The 16,936-nt window shown below is 63.8% G+C and carries 12 protein-coding genes; 7 read left to right on the top strand and 5 right to left on the bottom strand.

The features are described from left to right. Positions 1 to 21: 21 nt before the first annotated feature. Positions 22 to 3,330 (bottom strand): type VI secretion system Vgr family protein, encoded by a 3,309-nt coding sequence (locus CSQ91_RS04810; RefSeq protein WP_099387514.1) that lies wholly within the window; start codon positions 3,328 to 3,330, stop codon positions 22 to 24. Next, positions 3,327 to 4,097, bottom strand: coding sequence for a hypothetical protein (locus CSQ91_RS04805; RefSeq protein WP_143450944.1), 771 nt, complete (start codon positions 4,095 to 4,097; stop codon positions 3,327 to 3,329). The genes CSQ91_RS04810 and CSQ91_RS04805 overlap by 4 nt, the downstream gene beginning before the upstream one ends. Before the next feature lie 217 nt (positions 4,098 to 4,314). On the opposite strand from CSQ91_RS04805, the gene CSQ91_RS04800 reads away from it, so the two are divergent. Genes CSQ91_RS04800 through tssA form a run of 7 tightly spaced genes read left to right on the top strand, consistent with a single transcriptional unit; the run spans position 4,315 to position 13,717 of the window. After that, positions 4,315 to 5,157, top strand: a complete 843-nt coding sequence (locus CSQ91_RS04800) for a M15 family metallopeptidase (protein WP_257217220.1) — start codon at positions 4,315 to 4,317, stop codon at positions 5,155 to 5,157. An 18-nt stretch (positions 5,158 to 5,175) separates the two neighbouring features. Further along, the gene (locus CSQ91_RS04795; RefSeq protein WP_034788054.1) at positions 5,176 to 5,445 is read left to right on the top strand and encodes a PAAR domain-containing protein; all 270 of its coding nucleotides are present in this window, start codon (positions 5,176 to 5,178) and stop codon (positions 5,443 to 5,445) included. Positions 5,446 to 5,476: 31 nt separating this feature from the next. Beyond that, positions 5,477 to 6,925, top strand: coding sequence for a hypothetical protein (locus CSQ91_RS04790; RefSeq protein ID WP_099387512.1), 1,449 nt, complete (start codon positions 5,477 to 5,479; stop codon positions 6,923 to 6,925). 46 nt (positions 6,926 to 6,971) lie between these two features. After that, positions 6,972 to 10,877: a type VI secretion system membrane subunit TssM gene (gene tssM, locus CSQ91_RS04785; RefSeq protein ID WP_099388564.1), complete on the top strand. Its 3,906-nt coding sequence runs from the start codon at positions 6,972 to 6,974 to the stop codon at positions 10,875 to 10,877. Continuing rightward, complete coding sequence (tagF, locus tag CSQ91_RS04780) at positions 10,874 to 11,854, top strand: type VI secretion system-associated protein TagF (protein WP_070256530.1); 981 nt, start codon at positions 10,874 to 10,876, stop codon at positions 11,852 to 11,854. Before tssM ends, tagF begins: the two co-directional genes overlap by 4 nt. Positions 11,855 to 11,856: 2 nt before the next feature. Further along, positions 11,857 to 12,651, top strand: a complete 795-nt coding sequence (locus tag CSQ91_RS04775; RefSeq protein ID WP_070256532.1) for an OmpA family protein — start codon at positions 11,857 to 11,859, stop codon at positions 12,649 to 12,651. Positions 12,652 to 12,670: 19 nt separating this feature from the next. Next, complete coding sequence (gene tssA, locus CSQ91_RS04770; protein ID WP_099387511.1) at positions 12,671 to 13,717, top strand: type VI secretion system protein TssA; 1,047 nt, start codon at positions 12,671 to 12,673, stop codon at positions 13,715 to 13,717. Between the two features lie 65 nt (positions 13,718 to 13,782). On the opposite strand, the gene CSQ91_RS04765 is transcribed toward tssA, so the two are convergent. The 3 genes from CSQ91_RS04765 to CSQ91_RS04755 all read right to left on the bottom strand — a co-directional run bounded on the left by CSQ91_RS04765 (position 13,783) and on the right by CSQ91_RS04755 (position 16,890). After that, positions 13,783 to 15,933, bottom strand: coding sequence for a phospholipase effector Tle1 domain-containing protein (locus CSQ91_RS04765; protein WP_099387510.1), 2,151 nt, complete (start codon positions 15,931 to 15,933; stop codon positions 13,783 to 13,785). A gap of 31 nt (positions 15,934 to 15,964) precedes the next feature. Continuing rightward, a complete protein-coding gene (locus CSQ91_RS04760) occupies positions 15,965 to 16,465 on the bottom strand; it encodes a DUF3304 domain-containing protein (RefSeq protein WP_099387509.1) in 501 nt (166 codons plus the stop codon). Between the two features lie 71 nt (positions 16,466 to 16,536). After that, complete coding sequence (locus CSQ91_RS04755) at positions 16,537 to 16,890, bottom strand: hypothetical protein (protein WP_143450943.1); 354 nt, start codon at positions 16,888 to 16,890, stop codon at positions 16,537 to 16,539. Between the last annotated feature and the right edge of the window lie 46 nt (positions 16,891 to 16,936).

The raw sequence follows: 16,936 nt of genomic DNA, 5'->3' as shown, positions 1-16,936 counted from the left end.
CATGGAAGGAAAACGTCAGCATCAGACTTTCACCTTCGGCAGGATGTTTTTCAGGGTAAGCGAGGCCAGCGCTTCTTTCGCATAGCGCGCCTGCGGTGCGGCGGCCGCCTCGAAGATGGTGGCATAGCGCCCGGCGCTGAAATCCGCCGCCTGCATCGCATGGAACAGCTTTTCCTTGTCAGTCCAGTCGGGCGATTCGGTTTCCACATTCAGCCGCACGCTGTGGCCCGGATACACGATCCATGTATGGTCCGGATTGCTCGCATAGACGGCGGCAAGCTTTTCTTCCTCCGCATCGCTGAGCTTGATATTCCCCGATGCATCGGTCTTGCCCTGCGCCACCAGCTTGTCGTCGTCGATGAAATCCATGCCGTCGGGCTGCGCGCCATGGGTGATCTTCCACGGCGTGTGCGCCAGCGCATGGCCTTTCAGCCCCGGCGTGTCGGCCAGGCGCAGCAAGAATTTCAAGGGCCGCAACGCCAGTTCGGAACGCGGCAGACGGGGCAATGGATAACCGAGTCCTGTCGGCCCCAGAAAACTTTTCTTGCCTGCAAACACTGTGATCTTCCCGGGGCACTGGATCGTGATATTGCCGCCCTCGATGGTGATGTTGGCGCCGCCCGCCGTGGACAGGCGGATGCTTTTTGCCGCCGCCCAGTCGATATGCGCGTTGGCGCTGACGACATTGACCTCTTCGCGCGCCTGCACCTTGATCTCGTCGGACTGGGCTTGCACCTCGATGGGCTGGCTGGCCGCCACCAGCTGCATGCCCAGCTCGCCCTCGCCCGGCTTGACCACACCGCCCAGCAGACCGATCGCCTGGCCCGTGTGCAATCGCCACTTGCCGCCGCCGGCGAACTGCGTATCGAGCCCGCTCATCAGTGTTACCGTTTCGCCATTCGACAATTGCATATCCTGGCCAGCCACCACGCCCAGCCCCCCCTTGGCCGCCACCGCGATGATGGCGTCGCTGCTGTGCGGCAGCTTGTCGTCGGCCGGCGCGACGGGCTTGCCGGCCGCATCGCTCCTGGCGGCCGCCACGCTGTCGCGGCTCAGCATGCCCGAGGCACTGGTCAGGAAGGCCGGCAACGGCGCGGCCTTCACATCGAGCGTACTGCTGCCGAGCGCCGTCGCCCCCAGATGCGCCGCATAGGCCACGCCCTGGTGCGTGACGGCCGCCGCGCTGAAGGTCTCGCCCAGCTTGGCGGCCTGCTTGAGCAGCGCCATGCCGGGCGCATTGTCGCCGGCCGGGTCGCGCGCGCCGGCGCCATGGTTGAGTACATAACTGGATACCAGCAGGCCTGCGCCCGCCCGCACCGCGCCATACGCATCCGTGCGCAGCTCGGCGCCGGCGCCGCGCAGGCTGCCGCGGTAATTGTCGGCCGCGTGGATCAGATGGCCCAGGCTCAGCTCGCTGGCCGCATGGCTGCTTTTCAGCTGCACCCGGCCCTGGCTGTCGGTGTCGTCGAACAGCAGCTGGTTGTAGCCAGCCATGCTGCCCGCCTTGCCGAACTCCTTGCTGCGGATGCCCCATTGCGCTGCTCCATTGCGGTGCGCCGCGCTGGCCCCGGCGGCGCCATGCCACAGCGGGCTATTGCCGCCCGCCAAGTTGCCCTGGGCCGTGACGCCATGGTCGTGGGCTGGCGCGAACAGTTTGTCTGTGTCGGCCTGGGCAGCGGCGGCGCCGCCCGGCGTGGGCGCACCGCCACCCTCGCCCTGGCCGTTGTACAGCGCGCCGACGATGATGGGCCGGTCGATATCGTTTTCCAGGAACTGCACCAGCACTTCCTGGCCGATGCGCGGCAGGAACTGGCTGCCCATGCCGCCGCCGGCCGCGCGCTGCGCGACCCGCACCCAGCAAGTTGCGCCAGTCTCCTGCTGCCAGTGAAAGCGGATGCGCACCCGGCCCAGGCTGTCGCAATATATTTCATCGGCGCCGCTGGCCGCGTCATTGCCATCGGCTCCCACGACGATGGCGCTCTGGCTGCCGAAGGCGGTCGGTTTCGGATGCTGGCGCAATCCGTTCTCACCCAGCACCGGGCGCCACGGCGTAGCGGCGGGAATCGCTTCCAGATGATTGGCGTAGCCGCTGGCCACCGCCTGGGCGATCACCTGCTCGAAATGTTCGATGTGGCGCGGGCCCAGGTTCAGCGTGCCCAGGCTTTCCTGCAGCAGTTCCGGGATCGGGCCGAACAGTTCGGCCAGACCTTGCCTGGCCGGCGCCGGCAGGTTGTTGACGCCCACGCTGCAAACGCGCAGCACCGTATAAGCGGGGGCCGGCGCGTCGCCGCCCGCCGCCTGCAGCGGTCCCTGCGTCAGGCTGAAGCGCGTACCGGCGCGCAAGGTGCGCACCGTCGAACGGGCAACGCAGCGTTCGCTGCGCGCTTCGATCGATTGCATCCGCAACAGCGCGTAGCGGCTGGCCTGGGCCGAGTCGGCATAGTAATACTGGCCCGGCGTATCGTAGCTTTCCAGCAGCGGCGCATGCTGGCCGCCCACCGCCGTCCGGGTCGGCACGCTGGCCGCGACCGCCTGCTTGGCCTTGTAGTCATAACTGAGCACGGTCGCCAGCGCCGTGTTCAGCGAACGCGCCGTGCTGAACGCCTGCAGCGTGTCGCCCTGCTCGCCGACGCGTGCGCCATGAAAACGGATACCGCCGCCAGCCGCGCTGGAAGTATCTTCCGGCACCGCGCTGTCGCTGCTGCTGTCGGCAAACAGCACCAGGCAATGGCCGCCTTCCTGTTCCTCGAAGCGCCACGCCAGCCCTTCTTCGGTCAGCAGGCGGCTGACGAAATCGAGGTCCGACTCGCGGTACTGGCAGCAATAGCTGCGCGCCGCGGCGCCATCCATGAACGGACGCGTGTCATCGCTCCAGCGCCACCGCGCCGCCGGCGCGTAGGACTGGAACACGGACTCGACGATCTCGATCACGCTCTTGTCTTGCCAGACTCTGCTGTTACGCACCTGGCCCAGCCGCCACAACCAGGGCGTCAGGCGCAGCCGGTAGCGCGCCAGGCCGCCCATGCTGCCCAGCATGGCCGCCTCGCTGACATGACCGCTGAAGCTGGCGCGGCTACCATCAAACAAGCTCACTTGCAGCGTGGCCAGCTTGCCCAGCATGGGTGCCAGCGCCAGCTGCGCGCTGGTCGACAGCACGATGACATCGCGCGCGCCGGGCGTCTGCAATTGCTCGTCGCAGGCGAACGCTTCCACCAGAAGCAGGTCCGCGTCCTGCGCGCTGTCGCCTTCAAGCTTGATTTCGTACAAGCGCGTGATGCTGGAGAACGCTCCCAGCGCGGCGCCCACCTGGTCCAGCTGCGCTGCGCTCATTGCGCGCCTTTCGACGCAGCCCTGGCGGCCTTGCATAGCGGCTTGCCGGTACGGCCGGCGCAAGTTCTCTGCCGGCAGCTATCGGCGGCGGCCGGTTTCAACTTGCTGCATTGCTGTAACTGGGCTTGCAGGCTGGACGGCGCTTTTTTGGGCGGCGTGCCAGCCTGGGCATGCGACACCAGCGCGGCCAGGAGGGCCACGTCGCTTTCCTGTTCCGGCGTGGCGGCGGGCTTGGCCTTATCAGCGGGATTGAGCGGTTTGGCTGGCGGTTTTTTCTGCGGCGCGCGCGCCGGCTTGGGCGCGCTCTTCTGCGGACTTTCCAGCGCCTTGCTCAGTACATCCCTGGGACCGGGCACCGGCGCCGGGACGGGAGCTGGCAGGTCGGCGCCCAGCATTTCGCTCAAGCTCTGCCGCGGCGGCGCCGGCTGTTCCTCTTCGCGTATGCTGGCCGCGGCGGTGACGGGAGCGGTGGCCGCGGCCGGTGTTTCCGCTGCTGGCGCCGTGCTACGCAACACCGGGTCCTCCACCGCCGCCGTCTCGCGTTGCCCCAGCCAGGCGCCGGTGGCCAGCAACAGCAAGGCGCCGGCCAGCATGCCACCCCAGACCGGCCACCGGCTGGCGCGCCTGCCGCCAAGCGGCACGGGCGCAGGCCGCTTGCCGCCTTCGAGATGGTTGAGGATACGGCTACGGTCCGCCTCGGCCTGTTGTGCGGGCGTCAATAAGCTGGGCCGTGTCGATGGCCGCGGGCTGTCGTCATTGCTTGGCAAAATCTTAACTCCTGTCAATATTTGCAATACCTTACGACAATAAAAAAAAGCGTGACGCATGTTAGGAAATCAACAGTGTGCACCCGGCGCACAATTGAAACTAAGCCCCCGTAATTAGCAAGTTAGTAAGATATACTCAGCGGCAATATTAGCGCAAACGCTGGCACAGCGGCATTCAACTGCCCATGCCTGGCGCCTTTTTTGGAACGGGGTGGGCGTGTTTCTACTGGCGGTGGCACTCTATTTTTTACTCGCATGCCTGATCAGCTGGCTCGTGCTGTTTCCATCCGGCCGCGAACTGGTGATGCGGGCGCTGGCGACGGCCGAACAGGGCATCGGGGCGCGGCTCGAGCGGCTGGCCCGGGGCAGGAACGCCGGACTGGACACGCTGCGCCGTGGCGGCGCCAGCACCTTGCTCGGCAGTGCGGCGTTCGTGCGCCGCCATTACCTGCTGTTTCTGGGCGGTGCGGCAGTGATGTGCCTGCCACCGGCGATCGCCTTGCTGGCAGGCAGCAAGAACGTGTTGGGCGGCTACGAGGTGTCGACGCGCGAAATGAATACGCAAGTGTCGGCCCTGCTGCAAGGGGAACAGCTGGTGCCGCCGGTGGATCTGCCGCCGCTGGTGTTTGCCACCGAGGAAGTGCAGCAAGTGCGGCCGATGCTGGTATCGGCCAGCCGCAACTGGACGCTGCTCAATGCCGAATACGCGCAAAGGCTGCTGCTGGTGTTCAAGATCATGAAGGAAAAACATGGCTACGACATGGCCATCCTGGAAGGTTACCGCAGTCCGGAACGGCAAAACATGCTGGCCGGCATGGGCAGCAATGTCACCAATGCGGCCGCGTTCCAGAGCTGGCATCAGTATGGCCTGGCCGCCGATTGCGCCTTTTTGCGCGACGGCAAGCTGGTGATATCAGAGAAAGATCCGTGGGCCATGCGCGGCTATCAGCTGTATGGCGAAGTGGCCGAATCGGTCGGCATGACGTGGGGCGGCCGCTGGAAAATGATGGACTTCGGCCACACCGAACTGCGCGTGCCTGGTGTAATGAAAAAACAATGATGACTGGAAGGAGCACATATGGCTGGTCCCGTAATCAGATTGGGCGACAAGACATCGCATGGCGGCAGCGTGCTGGAGGCCTCGGCGGTGACGGACAGCGGCGGCATCGGCATTGCGCGCGTAGGCGACAAGGTGTCGTGCCCGCGGCCAGGCCATGGCATCTGTCCCATCGTCAGCGGCGACGCCAGCTGGATCGTCGATGGCAAGCCGGTGGCCCGCCAGGGCGACAAGACCAGTTGTGGCGCGGTGCTGATCGCCAGCCAGCAAGCCACCACGGATCAGCTATGACCTCCGGTCGCCACTGCAAGGGAGCGCACTGATGCGCCCGTGGCTGCGGCGCAGCCTGCTGATACTGGCCGTGTTCGCCTTATGCTGGGGCGGCGCGATCTGGTACTGGCGCACCAGCACGCGCATGCCATCGACGGGCGACCTGGCCGGCAGCATGCTGGCATTGCCGCTGGCGCTCCTCATAAGCTGGTGGCTGGGCAAGAAACTGGTAACGAGGCTGGCCGCGCCGGCTGCGGTGCCGGCGCTGGTTGACGCCGCCGACGGCGACGCCGGGGCGCCCGGCAATGACCCTGCGCCGCGCGCGCCGCTGCACCTGGCCGCCGCCGCACTGCGCATGCCGGGTGGCGCCTCGGCGCCGGAACTGGCGGCCGCGCTGCTGGACAAGCAGCAGCGTCCCGAGCTCGATCCGGAACTGACCGACGCGCAAGGCTACCCGGTGATGAGCGCCCGCGTGGCGGACCTCGATGAACATGGCCAGAAAGCCCTGCTGGACGACTGGCTGCAGACCCGTCCGGCCGATACGGCGCCGGGCGCAGCACCGCATTTCGATGCCGAACACCTGCGCGCACTGGCGCTGGGCGCCGAGGTATTGACCGAACTGATGCAGGAAGCGGCGATGCACGCGCAGCTCGACGACTACCAGGCGGCACAACCGGGATCGCGCGCCGCGCTGCCGTTGCCGACCCTGCAACTGCATCTGCTGTTGCCGCCCGATTGGAACAAGCCGCAGTGCGACACGGGCGCCGCCTGGCTGCATGGGCAGGCGCAACAGCAGGGCTGGCCGCCCGACAAGCTCAGCGTGCACCTGGCCGGCGACAGCGGGCCGCTGGCGCTGATCGAACAGCTGGCCGCGCAGGCGGCCTTGCAGGAGCTGCCGTGCCTGGCCATCGTGCTGGCCTGCGGTTCGCATATCGGCGAGCTGACCGTGCATGACTGGACCTCGCGCGGCCTGCTGTTCAATACCGGCCAGCCGGGCGGGCAGATTCCCGGCGAAGGCGCGGCCGGCCTGCTGCTGGCCGATGCGGCCCAGGCGGCGGCGCTGCAGGCGGACACGCCGGTACTGCTGCACCATGCCAGCATGGCCGTGCGCGGCCAGTCGGCGGATGGCCGCGGCCATGGCGATGCCACCTTGCTGGCCGAGCTGGGCGGCAAGGCAATGTCGGCGGCGTCTGTCGCCCCGGACGCGATCACGCGGCTATACGCCGATGCCGACCAGCGCTCCAGCCGCATGATCGAACTGATGAACAATGCCGGCACGCTGCTGCCCGATATCGATCTCAGCAACGACGTACTCAGTGTGGCGGCGGCCTGCGGCCAGAGTGGCCATGTAGCCACCCTGGCGGCGCTGGTGCTGGCGCGGCACGAGGCGGCCGAGAATGCCAGCCAGGTGCTATGCCTGAGCAACCTCGACGCCTTCCAACGGGCCGCCGTGGTGGTGGGCCCGAAAGCCCTTGCCCCTGAATCCCTCGCCGCGACATGACCCCTCCCTCCACCATGCCTATCAACCTCTCGCCCCTCATACTATGATGCAACGATTCTGGCATTCCATTACTACCCGTTTCAGCCTGTTCGCCATCGGCTTCGTGGCGCTGGCCGCGCTGCTGGTCAGTTGCGCCGTCATCTTTGAATGGCCGCTGGTATGGATCGTGCCGCCGCTGGCGCTGGTCCTGCTGGTCGCCAGCGCGGTATGGTGGCTGCAGCGCAGGCGCCGCCAGCGCGACGCCGCCAGCTTCGGCGGCATGCTGGAACAGCAGACGGCCGGCGCGGTACCCAAGGCGGGGCCCACGCAGCGCGAGGAAACCGAAGCCATCCGCAAACGCATGCTCGAAGCGATCGGCACCATCAAGACGTCCAAACTGGGCCAGCTGTCGGGCGACGCCGCCCTGTACGAGTTGCCCTGGTATATGGTCATCGGCAATCCGGCAGCCGGCAAGAGCACGGCGATCGCCAATTCCGGCCTGCAGTTTCCTTTTGCCGACAGCAAGATCGTGCAAGGCATCGGCGGCACCCGCAATTGCGACTGGTTCTTCACCACCGACGGCATCCTGCTCGACACGGCTGGCCGTTATTCCGTCAACGACGAAGACCGTGCCGAATGGTTCGGCTTCCTGGCGCTGCTGAAAAAACACCGCAAGCGCGCGCCGATCAACGGCATCATCATCGCCGTCAGCATTGCCGAACTGACCGGCAGCCGGCCCGAATTCGCCATCAACCTGGCCAAGAACCTGCGCCAGCGGGTGCAGGAGCTGACGGAAAAACTGGAAGTGCACGCGCCCGTCTACGTGGTGTTCACCAAGGCCGACCTGATTACCGGTTTTAACGAATTTTTCCAGGACACGGAACGGGGCGAACGCGACCGGGTATGGGGCGCCACCCTGCCCTACAGCCAGACCAGTTCCAGGCAGGACGTGCTGGAGCAGTTCGACCAGCGTTTCGACGAACTGTATGACGGCTTGAAAGAGCTGAGCCTGGCCAGCATGTCGCTGCAGCAGCAGGAACGCATGCCGCCGGGTGTGTTTACCTTCCCGCTCGAGTTCAGTGCGATCAAGGGGTCGCTGCGCGCCTTCATCGCCACCCTGTTCGAGGAAAACCCGTTCCAGTTCAAGCCCGTCATGCGCGGCTTCTATTTCACCAGCGCGCTGCAGGAAGGCATGTCGGTATCGGCCTCGTCGGAACGGGTGGCGCAGCGCTTCGATTTGAAATTGCAGCCGCAGCAGCAGAAAGCGGTACAGGACCAGCACGGCTATTTCCTGCTCAATCTGTTCCGCAAGGTGATCTTCGCCGACAAGGAGCTGGTCGCCCAGTACGCCAGTCCGGCCAAGACCCGCGTGCGCTACGCCACTTTCTTTGCCGCCACCGCGCTGGTGGGCCTGGCGCTGGCCGGCTGGAGCTGGTCTTACATGGCCAACCGCCAGCTCGTGGCCAACGTGCAGGCCGACCTGGACCAGGCGATCAAGGTGCAGGACAAGCGGCTCGACCTGCAATCGCGTTTCGAAGCGCTGGAAATCATGCAGGACCGGATCGAGCAGCTCGATTCCTACCGCAACAGCCGGCCTGTCTCGCTGGGCCTGGGCCTGTACCAGGGGGACTTGCTGGAACGCAAACTACGCGAAGAGTATTTTTCGGGCGTGCGTGAAGTGATGCTGGCCCCGGTGTCGCAATCGCTGGAAGCCTTCCTGGCCGAGGTCAATGCCGGCGCCAGCCGCTTGCAGCCGATGGCCAGCACGCCGCAGTCGGGCGCGGTGTCGGCCAGCGCGGCCGCCACCCTGCCCGCGCCGGCCGGCACCCTGGCGGCACCGGTAGCCGCCACGCCGACGGCGGCCCTGGCCAGCGCCCCGGCCGCCGCGCCGCCAGCCACGGCCGCCGCCGTCAACCTCGGCGCGCAGCAGTTCAAGGATGCCTCGCCGGCCAATGTGGAAGACGCCTATAACGCCCTGAAAACCTATCTGATGCTGAGCGACAAGTCGCGCGCCGAAGCGAGCCACTTGAATGACCAGCTGACCCGCTTCTGGAGAGTCTGGCTCGACAGCAACCGCGGCAGCATGCCGCGCGAACAGATGATACGCAGCGCCGAACGCATGATTTCGTTTTACCTCACCCAGATCAACGACCCGTCCTGGCCGCAGATCGACAGCAAGCTGGCGCTGGTCGACCAGTCGCGCGACAGCCTGCGCCGCGTGGTGCGGGGCATGCCGGCGCGCGAACGCGTGTACGCCGACGTCAAGGCACGCGCCGCCACGCGCTTCGCCTCGATGACGGTGGCGCGCATCGTCGGCGAGCAGGACAAGGAGCTGGTGCTGGGCAGCTACGCCATTCCCGGCACCTTCACGCGCGACGCATGGGAACAATTCATCCAGCAAGCGTTCCAGGAGGCGGCCAACCGCGAACTGCAAAGCGCCGACTGGGTGCTGAAAACGGCGTCGAAGGATGACCTGACGCTGGAAGGCAGCCCGGAGCAGATCCAGAAAGCGCTGGTCGAACTGTACAAGACGGACTACGCCAAGGAATGGCAGAAATTCATCCAGGGCGTCAGCATCCGCGAGTTGAACGGCTTCGACAATGCGGCGGCGGCCATGAACCGGCTCGGCGATCCGCAAACCTCGCCGATCAACAAGCTGATCGAAACTGTGTACAAGGAAACCTCGTGGGACAACCCGTCACTGCTGGGCCAGGGCTTGCAGCGCGCCCAGCGCGGCGTGATGGGCTGGTTCAAGGAAACCATCCTGCGCCAGAAACCCTCCGGCATCAACGTCAACATCGGCAGCGGCGCGCCCGCCGCCGGCGCCTTGCCGATGGGACCGGTGGGCCGCGAATTCTCCGGCGTCGCCCGCCTGGTGGTTACCAAGGACAAGGATGCATCGCTGATGCGCGGCTACATGGAAGCGCTATCGAAGCTGCGCGCCCGCTTCAACCAGATCAAGAACCAGGGCGATACGGGTCCCGGCGCCAAGCAGTTCATGCAGCAGACACTGGACGGCACCGGTTCGGAACTGGCCGATGCGCTCAAATACGTGGATGAACAGATGCTGACCGGCATGACCGATGCGCAAAAGCAGGCGATCCGGCCGCTGCTGGTGCGTCCGCTGATGCAGACGTTCGCCGTCATCATCAAGCCGACCGAAACGGAAATCAACAAGGTCTGGCTGGCGCAGGTGCTCGAACCGTTCCAGAAAACCCTGGCGCCCAAGTATCCGTTCGCGCCCTCCTCGGGTAGCGAGGCCAGCAATGCCGACATCGGCCAGGTATTCGGACCGGAAGGCAGCATCGCCAAGTTCTTCAATACCACCATCGGCCCGCTGGTGGTGCGCCGCGGCGATTCACTCAGCGCCAAGACCTGGGCCAACATGGGCATCGGCCTGGCGCCGTCGGTGGTGGCCAGCTTCCCCGGCTGGATCGCTCCGCTCAGCGCCAACGGCGTGGCCACGGCGGCCGGCGCCGGTGAAGCGCAAACCCGTTTCGACCTGCAGGCGCTGGCCGCCACCGGCGCCACCGAGTACACGATCGAGATCGATGGCCAGGCGCTGCGCTGGCGCGGCCAGCCGCAGCCGTGGATCCATATGGTCTGGCCGAATCCGCAAGGCACGCCAGGCGCGCGCATCAGCGCCATCACGCCGGAGGGCCGCACGGTCGTGTTGCTCAGCGAACCCGGCCATTTCGGCCTGAAGAAAATGATCGATTCGGCCAAGCGCAAGCGCAAGGATGGCGGCGTATTCGAATTGAGCTGGGAAAACAGCGGCGTGAGCGTGGCCGCCAACCTGAAGATCGTCGCCACGCCGGCGCCGCCCGCGGCACCGGCCACCGCCTCGGGCGCCGCGGGCTTCCGCGGCCTGAAGCTGCCGGAAGTCGTGGCCCAGAGCGTACCGGCCGTGAATGCGCCTGGCGCCGCCCCCACCGCCACCGGCAATGCGGCCAGCGCCGCCGTCGCGCCATGAGCCGCACCACCGCCACCCCGATCGGCTATTTCGGCAAGCTGCCCAGCCGCGGCGACTTCGTCAAGGCCAGCGACAACCCGGCCCTGCTGAAGATCCTCGACGACTGGCTGGCGCAGGCGATGGACCTGCTCAGCGCCGACGCGCGCTGGAAGCTGACCTACGATGCGTTGCCGCCCATGCATTTCGCCTTCATCGGCCCGCGCCGGGGACGCGCCATCGCCGGCCATATCGCCGCCAGCAGCGATGCGTCGTCGCGCCGTTTTCCCTTCCTGATGATGAGCACCATGGAAGTGGACCAGCCGGCCGCGTTTGTCGCCAACAGTCCGCTGGTGCTGTCGCGCCTGTGGAACCGCTGCGAAGCGCTCAGCAACGACATGCGCGGCCCCGATGCGGGCAACGCGCTGCACGCGGCCAGCCATGCCAGCATCGACCTCGACCTGCGTGCCGCCGCCTATGAAGCCACCTTCAACGATTTCCTCGACATGCAGACCGTGGGCGAACTCGACGCGCTGCTGGCGCCCACCGGGTTCACGGGCACGGTGCGGCAGGTGCTGCTGGCACTGGGCCTGCTGCTGCAGCCGGTGATGGCCAGCAGTTCCAGCCGGCTGGAGAAAAGTCTCGAATTGCCGCTGCCGGCCGACCCGCTGTACCGCAACATGGTGGCGGCTTTCTGGATGCACCTGATCACGCCGTTCCTGGCGCGTGCCGACTTCGAGTTGGCGCTGTTCATCACGCGGCTGCGCGGCCGGCAGACGCTGGTGCTGGGATTTTCCGGCGCGTCGGCGCAGACCCTGCATGTACTGATGAACCCGCAGGCGGCACTGGAACACCATATCGCGTTCGACGACCTGGACTGGGTCGAGGAACACGTCGGCAACGACTACGCGATCAAGAAAGTGTCGACCTATCTGGCGCAAGCCAACCTCTCGCTCAAATCGGCGCACGATTCCCTGCGCGCCGCCTTTATCGGAACCTGACCATGCGCGTATCCCGGATCGTTCTCTTCCTCGGCATGGCGCTGGCCGCCATGTCCGCTTCAGCGCAAGCGCCCATCTCGGTACCCACGGCCGCCACGCCACAGCCAGGCCAGGTGCTGGCCGCTGGCACCGTGCCTGACGAAGCGAGCAAGGCCGCCGTGCTGGCGCGCCTGCGCGAACTGTACGGCGCCGACAAGGTGGTCGACCAGATCGCCGTCGGCCAGGTGGTGCTGCCTGCCAACTGGAACGCCTATGTACAAAAGCTGCTGTCCCCCAACCTCAAGCAGATCAGCCGCGGCCAGCTGAAAATCGACGGCAGCGTCGTCAGCGTGCGCGGGGAAGTGGCCAACGAGGCGCAGCGGCAAAAAATCGCCAGCGATATCGCCACCAGCCTCAATCCCACCTACAGCGTCAACAATGGCCTGCGCGTGTCGGCCAGCGAGCAAGGCGTGCTCGACACCACCCTGGCCAACCGCACCATCGAGTTTGAAAGCGGCAAGGCCACCTTGACGCCATCGGGCCGCGCCATCCTCGATGAAATGGCGGCAGCCATGCAAAAACTGGCCGGCCGCAAGGTCGAAATCATCGGCCATACCGATAACCAGGGCTTGCGCGCCAGTAACCAGAGCCTGAGCCAGGCGCGGGCCGAGGCCGTCAAATTCTACCTGGCATCGAAAGGCATCCACGGCGACCTGCTGACGGCCTCGGGCCAGGGCTCCGACCGGCCGATCGCCAGCAATGACACGGTGGACGGGCGCGCCCGCAACCGTCGCATTGAATTTCGCATGGCGCAATAATCATCCATCAGGGGACCACATGTTTTCAGCCGAACAATTATTACTTCCAATTAGCAATGAACAACCGGCAGGCGTGGACCTGGCGTTTTCGCCCGAACTCGACGCCATTACCCTGGCGCGCAAGTTCGACGACCCCACGCTCGACCAGGGCGAATGGGTCGCCGACCTGAAAGAGGCCGACTGGGACTTCGTCGTGCGCAGCTGCGCCGGCCTGCTTGCCGGCAGCAGCAAGGATCTGCGCCTGGCCGTCTGGCTGACGGAAGCGGGCACCAAGCGCCACCACCTGCGCGGCATGGCAGAAGGCTTGCTGGTGCTGGCGGGGCTGTGCGAAAAATTCTGGGACCGGGGCCTGTTCCCGGAAGCCGAGGATGGCGACCAGGAGCAGCGCATTGGCAACCTCAGCTGGATACTCTCGCGCATCCCCGCGCTGCTGCGCGAGGTGCCCGTCACGGGCGGCCCTGGCGGCGCCTTTTCCACCATCGATTTCGAGACGGCGCGGCGCCAGGCCGCCCCGGGTGATTCCGCCAGACAGCATGAGGGCGTCAAGTTGTCCGACATGGAAGCGGCGCGGCGCAACAACTCGGCCGCCTTCTGCGCCAGCTTCGCCGTCGACGCGCAAGATTGCCTGGAAGCGCTGCGCAAGCTTGAAAGAGTCGTCGACGCCCGGCTGGGCAACGACAGCCCGGCCTTCTCCACGGCACGCGAAGCCGTCGAAGCGATGCTGCGCGTGATGCCCGCCAGTGCCGGCGCGGCGCCAGCCGTGCCTGTCGCAGCGGCGGGCGGCACGGCCGTTGCAGAAAGCGCGATGGCGCCGGCCCTGCCAGCGGTCCCCGCCGGCCCGCCCGGCGCCATCGCCACCCGCGCGCAGGCGATCGAGCAACTGCGCGCCGTGGCGCAATTCTTCCGCCGCAGCGAGCCGCACAGCCCCGTCTCCTATTTTGCCGACAAGGCCGCCAATGCGGCCGACCAGGATTTGCACAGCTGGCTACGCACGGTGGTCAAGGATCCCCATTCGCTCGCGCATATCGAAGAACTGCTGGGCGTGCAACCGCCCGGCAATGGCTAAGCGGATGCCCCCTCCCCCTTGGCGGCGCATCTGCCGTCGCCGAGGGTGTTCTGCCTGCCTCGGTCTTATTTCGCTTTTTCCCGTTCTTCCTCGCGCCAGCGCTTTTCCAGCTGCGCCTTCCACTCGGCCTCTGCCTTCGCATATTTCAAGATGACCTTTTTTTCGGCCTGATAATAAAGCCGGGCTTCCTGGCTGGCTTGCTGCATGGCGTTTTTCGCGGTCTTGACTGCGCGGTCCAATTTCTTTTCCGCCTCCACCCCGGCATCATGCACGCCGTGACCGGCGCGGGTGGCGCCATCGACGATCATCCGGCTCGTTTCCCTGTACGTTGCCACCGCCTGCCGCTCCAGCCGTTTTTCGGCCTCGGCCACCGCCTTCGCGGTCGCGGCAACCTTTCTGCGCGCTGCCCGGTAAGTGCTGACCGTATAGCCATATAACTTCTGGAAGTAGGTCACGGCCGCGTCGCCTGCTGCCTTGACGGTCTTCAAAGATTCATTGGCGATATTCGACATGTTCGAATAATCATCGCTTTGCACGAAAACGTTGCGGAAGCGGCCATAGCCGCCGGTCAGCCATACCGGTTCGTGCTTGCCCAGGATGCGAAAGCCGGCGCGCGAATCGTGCACATAATCTTCAAACAGCGTGACGCAGCCGGCCGGCGGCTGCGCGCCTTCCGTCATGATTTTCAAAAACCGCTCTTCCCAGTCGCTTAACGGGTCTTTGCCGTCTTCGACAAACAGCATGCCAGCCGGGCTGACGCGATTCAAGACCGTCTTGGCACGTTCATTGAGCCACCCCGCCACGGTTGCGTTGGCCTTCTTTCGTTCGCGCCAGGAGCGCAAATATATCCCCAGATCGGTGTCGGCCTCCAGCAAGTCTTTCTGGCCCGGCTTATCCGACTCCTTGAAAAAGCGCTTGCTCTTCAATTGCGTTTTTCCCTGCGCGTGCAACATGCCGCGCCAGCGCAGATATTGTTTTGTATGCGCCTCGGTAAAGGTCTTAACGTCCGCGCCCTTGATGCCGTTATGGGTCAGCCATTTGTTGTAGGAGGCGATCAGTCTTGGGTCGGTGGCAAAGGAAAGCAATAGCAAACTGTGCCTGGCCTCTTTCATCTCATTCAGGGTGCGCAAGGGCACACCGGCTTTCAGGGCGGCGAAATGCATATCGATCAAGGGAATCTGCGACAGATGCGGCGAAGGCCCCCAGCCCGGCATGGAACGGCCCTGCTCGCCAGGGTAATATCCCCCACCTACGTCAGAATGCATGCCGGGGTAACCAACATTGCCCCGTCCCGTTGCCGATTCCAACGGAAAACTGGCGCGCTGTTCATGCAAAGCGATGAAATGCGTGCACTCTTCAACTACGGGATGAATGCTCTGGGTTCCATTTCCCCAGGCCATATGCCCGAAGGTCACCGGCGTTACGTCACCGACGCCAACGGCGGCGACGGTATCAAAAATTCCCAGGAAGCCTATGCGTATGGGGACGCCTGCCAGCTCAAATGCGCCGGTTTCCCGTTCGAACACCTGATGCAGCCAGTGCGCGCTGGCGCGCGCTTCGGCCGCGCCACGAGAAAAACCGAAGATGGATACGTTGATTTGCTTGAGCTTGCGCTGATGATTTTTGACGACACGCGCCAGTTTTTCTTCAAGCGACGTCAGCATTGTCCAACGCTGCACGCCTTCCAACCCAAGCAGCATTTGCGAACTCATCAAATTAACCAGCAGCCTTTGCTCGTCCCGACCTAGCATAGGTGTACCTGTCAAATAACGGTGCACTGCATTGAGCAATGAAGTGATACCCCAATTGATACGATCGGCACCCATGTAACCGAAGCCACCACCCGCATTATCAGTTAATGCCTCGACCGTATCGCCAATCTCCTTGAACGGCGTACCAACACCTGGCATATATGCACGAAAGAATCCATTTTTTTCTTCATCAAGATGTGCATCCCAAAGCCGGGCAACATTGCTGTGCTTGTTTCTTTGCCTTTGTGTCAAGCTCTTGGGATTGACTAGCGGATCTTTCTGCTTCCAATCATGATTATTTCCACTGCCATCATAAAACAGTCCGATATAAATCTGCCCCTGACATTCTGTTTTATGAGGCGACCTGACGCAAGCCATCGCCTTGGCACGCTGTGACGATTCTTTGGGAGTGAGCCTGCGTCGCCCATCGAGAGGAGCTTTTCTTCCTGTATAAACAATAGACATTTTTACAAAATCCCTGAATTATTTATAATTTCTATTCCCATATTATTTCTAGTGGAACGCCAGGCTGTAGTTCCGCTTCCTTGCCAGAAAGTGGATATTTTCGATGTCCCAACGAATATTTAGTTACAAAAACCTTTAAGCTTCCATCGTGAAGAAAATGAACGACAAATCTGCCGGCATCGGACGAATTGTAACGAGGTACAGAGACCATCTTCTCCACTCGAATCGGCTTACCATTCTTTAATATATGCATAGATATCGTCGCTTTCATGCCAGGCTTCCATACTGAAGGAATTGAAAGGCAACAAGTTTCTCCTCCCCCCCCTTCGCCAGGAGCCAGATAGCCAGCCTCTACTGAAGTTCCATCTGCCAGTGTCACAATATAACTTCCGACGCCGCTCTCAGTATGGTTATATGCCGTCAAACTCACGCTAGTTTTCACTGATTCCTTGCTACAAGCAATATTTGAAAATGATAGAAAAATACATAAAAATACATTGAGTAAATTTTTCGACAATGGTTTTTTTATCATGTGATCTCCTGAAATTCGCCGGCCAAATAAATCTTGTGATTCAAATTACATGAAATCAATTTCAAGAATCATTATCCCTTTGGCTCATACGACTCCCACAACGGCGGCCCCGCTTCCCAAACGGTTTTCGGCAAGGCTTGCAGCGCGTCGTAAAAAGCATCGAGCGATGCGGGTGGGGTTTTCATGAATGCAATAAACAAGGGCTGTTCCATGGCCTTGCCGGAGGTATATAGCGCCAGCAAGACGTACTGCGTTTGCCGGTCGAGGTCATCGATCCCGGCATCGAGCGCCCTCTGCTGGTATTTCGCGACAAAGGCGTTCAGCACGCGCGGCGGCGTGTCGTTGGTTTCATCGGTGATCACGCGCCGCAAATGGCTGACCAGGTTGGCGATGTCGGCCGGTTTCAGCTTGGCGTGCTTCTCCATGCTTGACGCCTGCGGCGCGGCTTTTACCGTTGTCTGCGCCGCGACG

The sequence above is a fragment of the Janthinobacterium sp. BJB301 genome (genome assembly GCF_002735685.1).
Classification (GTDB): Bacteria; Pseudomonadota; Gammaproteobacteria; order Burkholderiales; family Burkholderiaceae_D; genus Janthinobacterium; species Janthinobacterium lividum.
This window is presented reverse-complemented; position numbering and strand designations above follow the sequence as displayed.

Excerpts from the sequence above, each read along its gene's own strand:
- CSQ91_RS04760 (WP_099387509.1), bottom strand. The coding sequence starts at position 16,465 with ATGATAAAAAAACCATTGTCGAAAAATTTACTCAATGTATTTTTATGT.
- tssM (WP_099388564.1), top strand. The coding sequence starts at position 6,972 with ATGCAACGATTCTGGCATTCCATTACTACCCGTTTCAGCCTGTTCGCC.
- CSQ91_RS04810 (WP_099387514.1), bottom strand. The coding sequence starts at position 3,330 with ATGAGCGCAGCGCAGCTGGACCAGGTGGGCGCCGCGCTGGGAGCGTTC.
- tagF (WP_070256530.1), top strand. The coding sequence starts at position 10,874 with ATGAGCCGCACCACCGCCACCCCGATCGGCTATTTCGGCAAGCTGCCC.
- CSQ91_RS04765 (WP_099387510.1), bottom strand. The coding sequence starts at position 15,933 with ATGTCTATTGTTTATACAGGAAGAAAAGCTCCTCTCGATGGGCGACGC.
- CSQ91_RS04790 (WP_099387512.1), top strand. The coding sequence starts at position 5,477 with ATGCGCCCGTGGCTGCGGCGCAGCCTGCTGATACTGGCCGTGTTCGCC.
- CSQ91_RS04795 (WP_034788054.1), top strand. The coding sequence starts at position 5,176 with ATGGCTGGTCCCGTAATCAGATTGGGCGACAAGACATCGCATGGCGGC.
- tssA (WP_099387511.1), top strand. The coding sequence starts at position 12,671 with ATGTTTTCAGCCGAACAATTATTACTTCCAATTAGCAATGAACAACCG.
- CSQ91_RS04775 (WP_070256532.1), top strand. The coding sequence starts at position 11,857 with ATGCGCGTATCCCGGATCGTTCTCTTCCTCGGCATGGCGCTGGCCGCC.
- CSQ91_RS04755 (WP_143450943.1), bottom strand. The coding sequence starts at position 16,890 with ATGGAGAAGCACGCCAAGCTGAAACCGGCCGACATCGCCAACCTGGTC.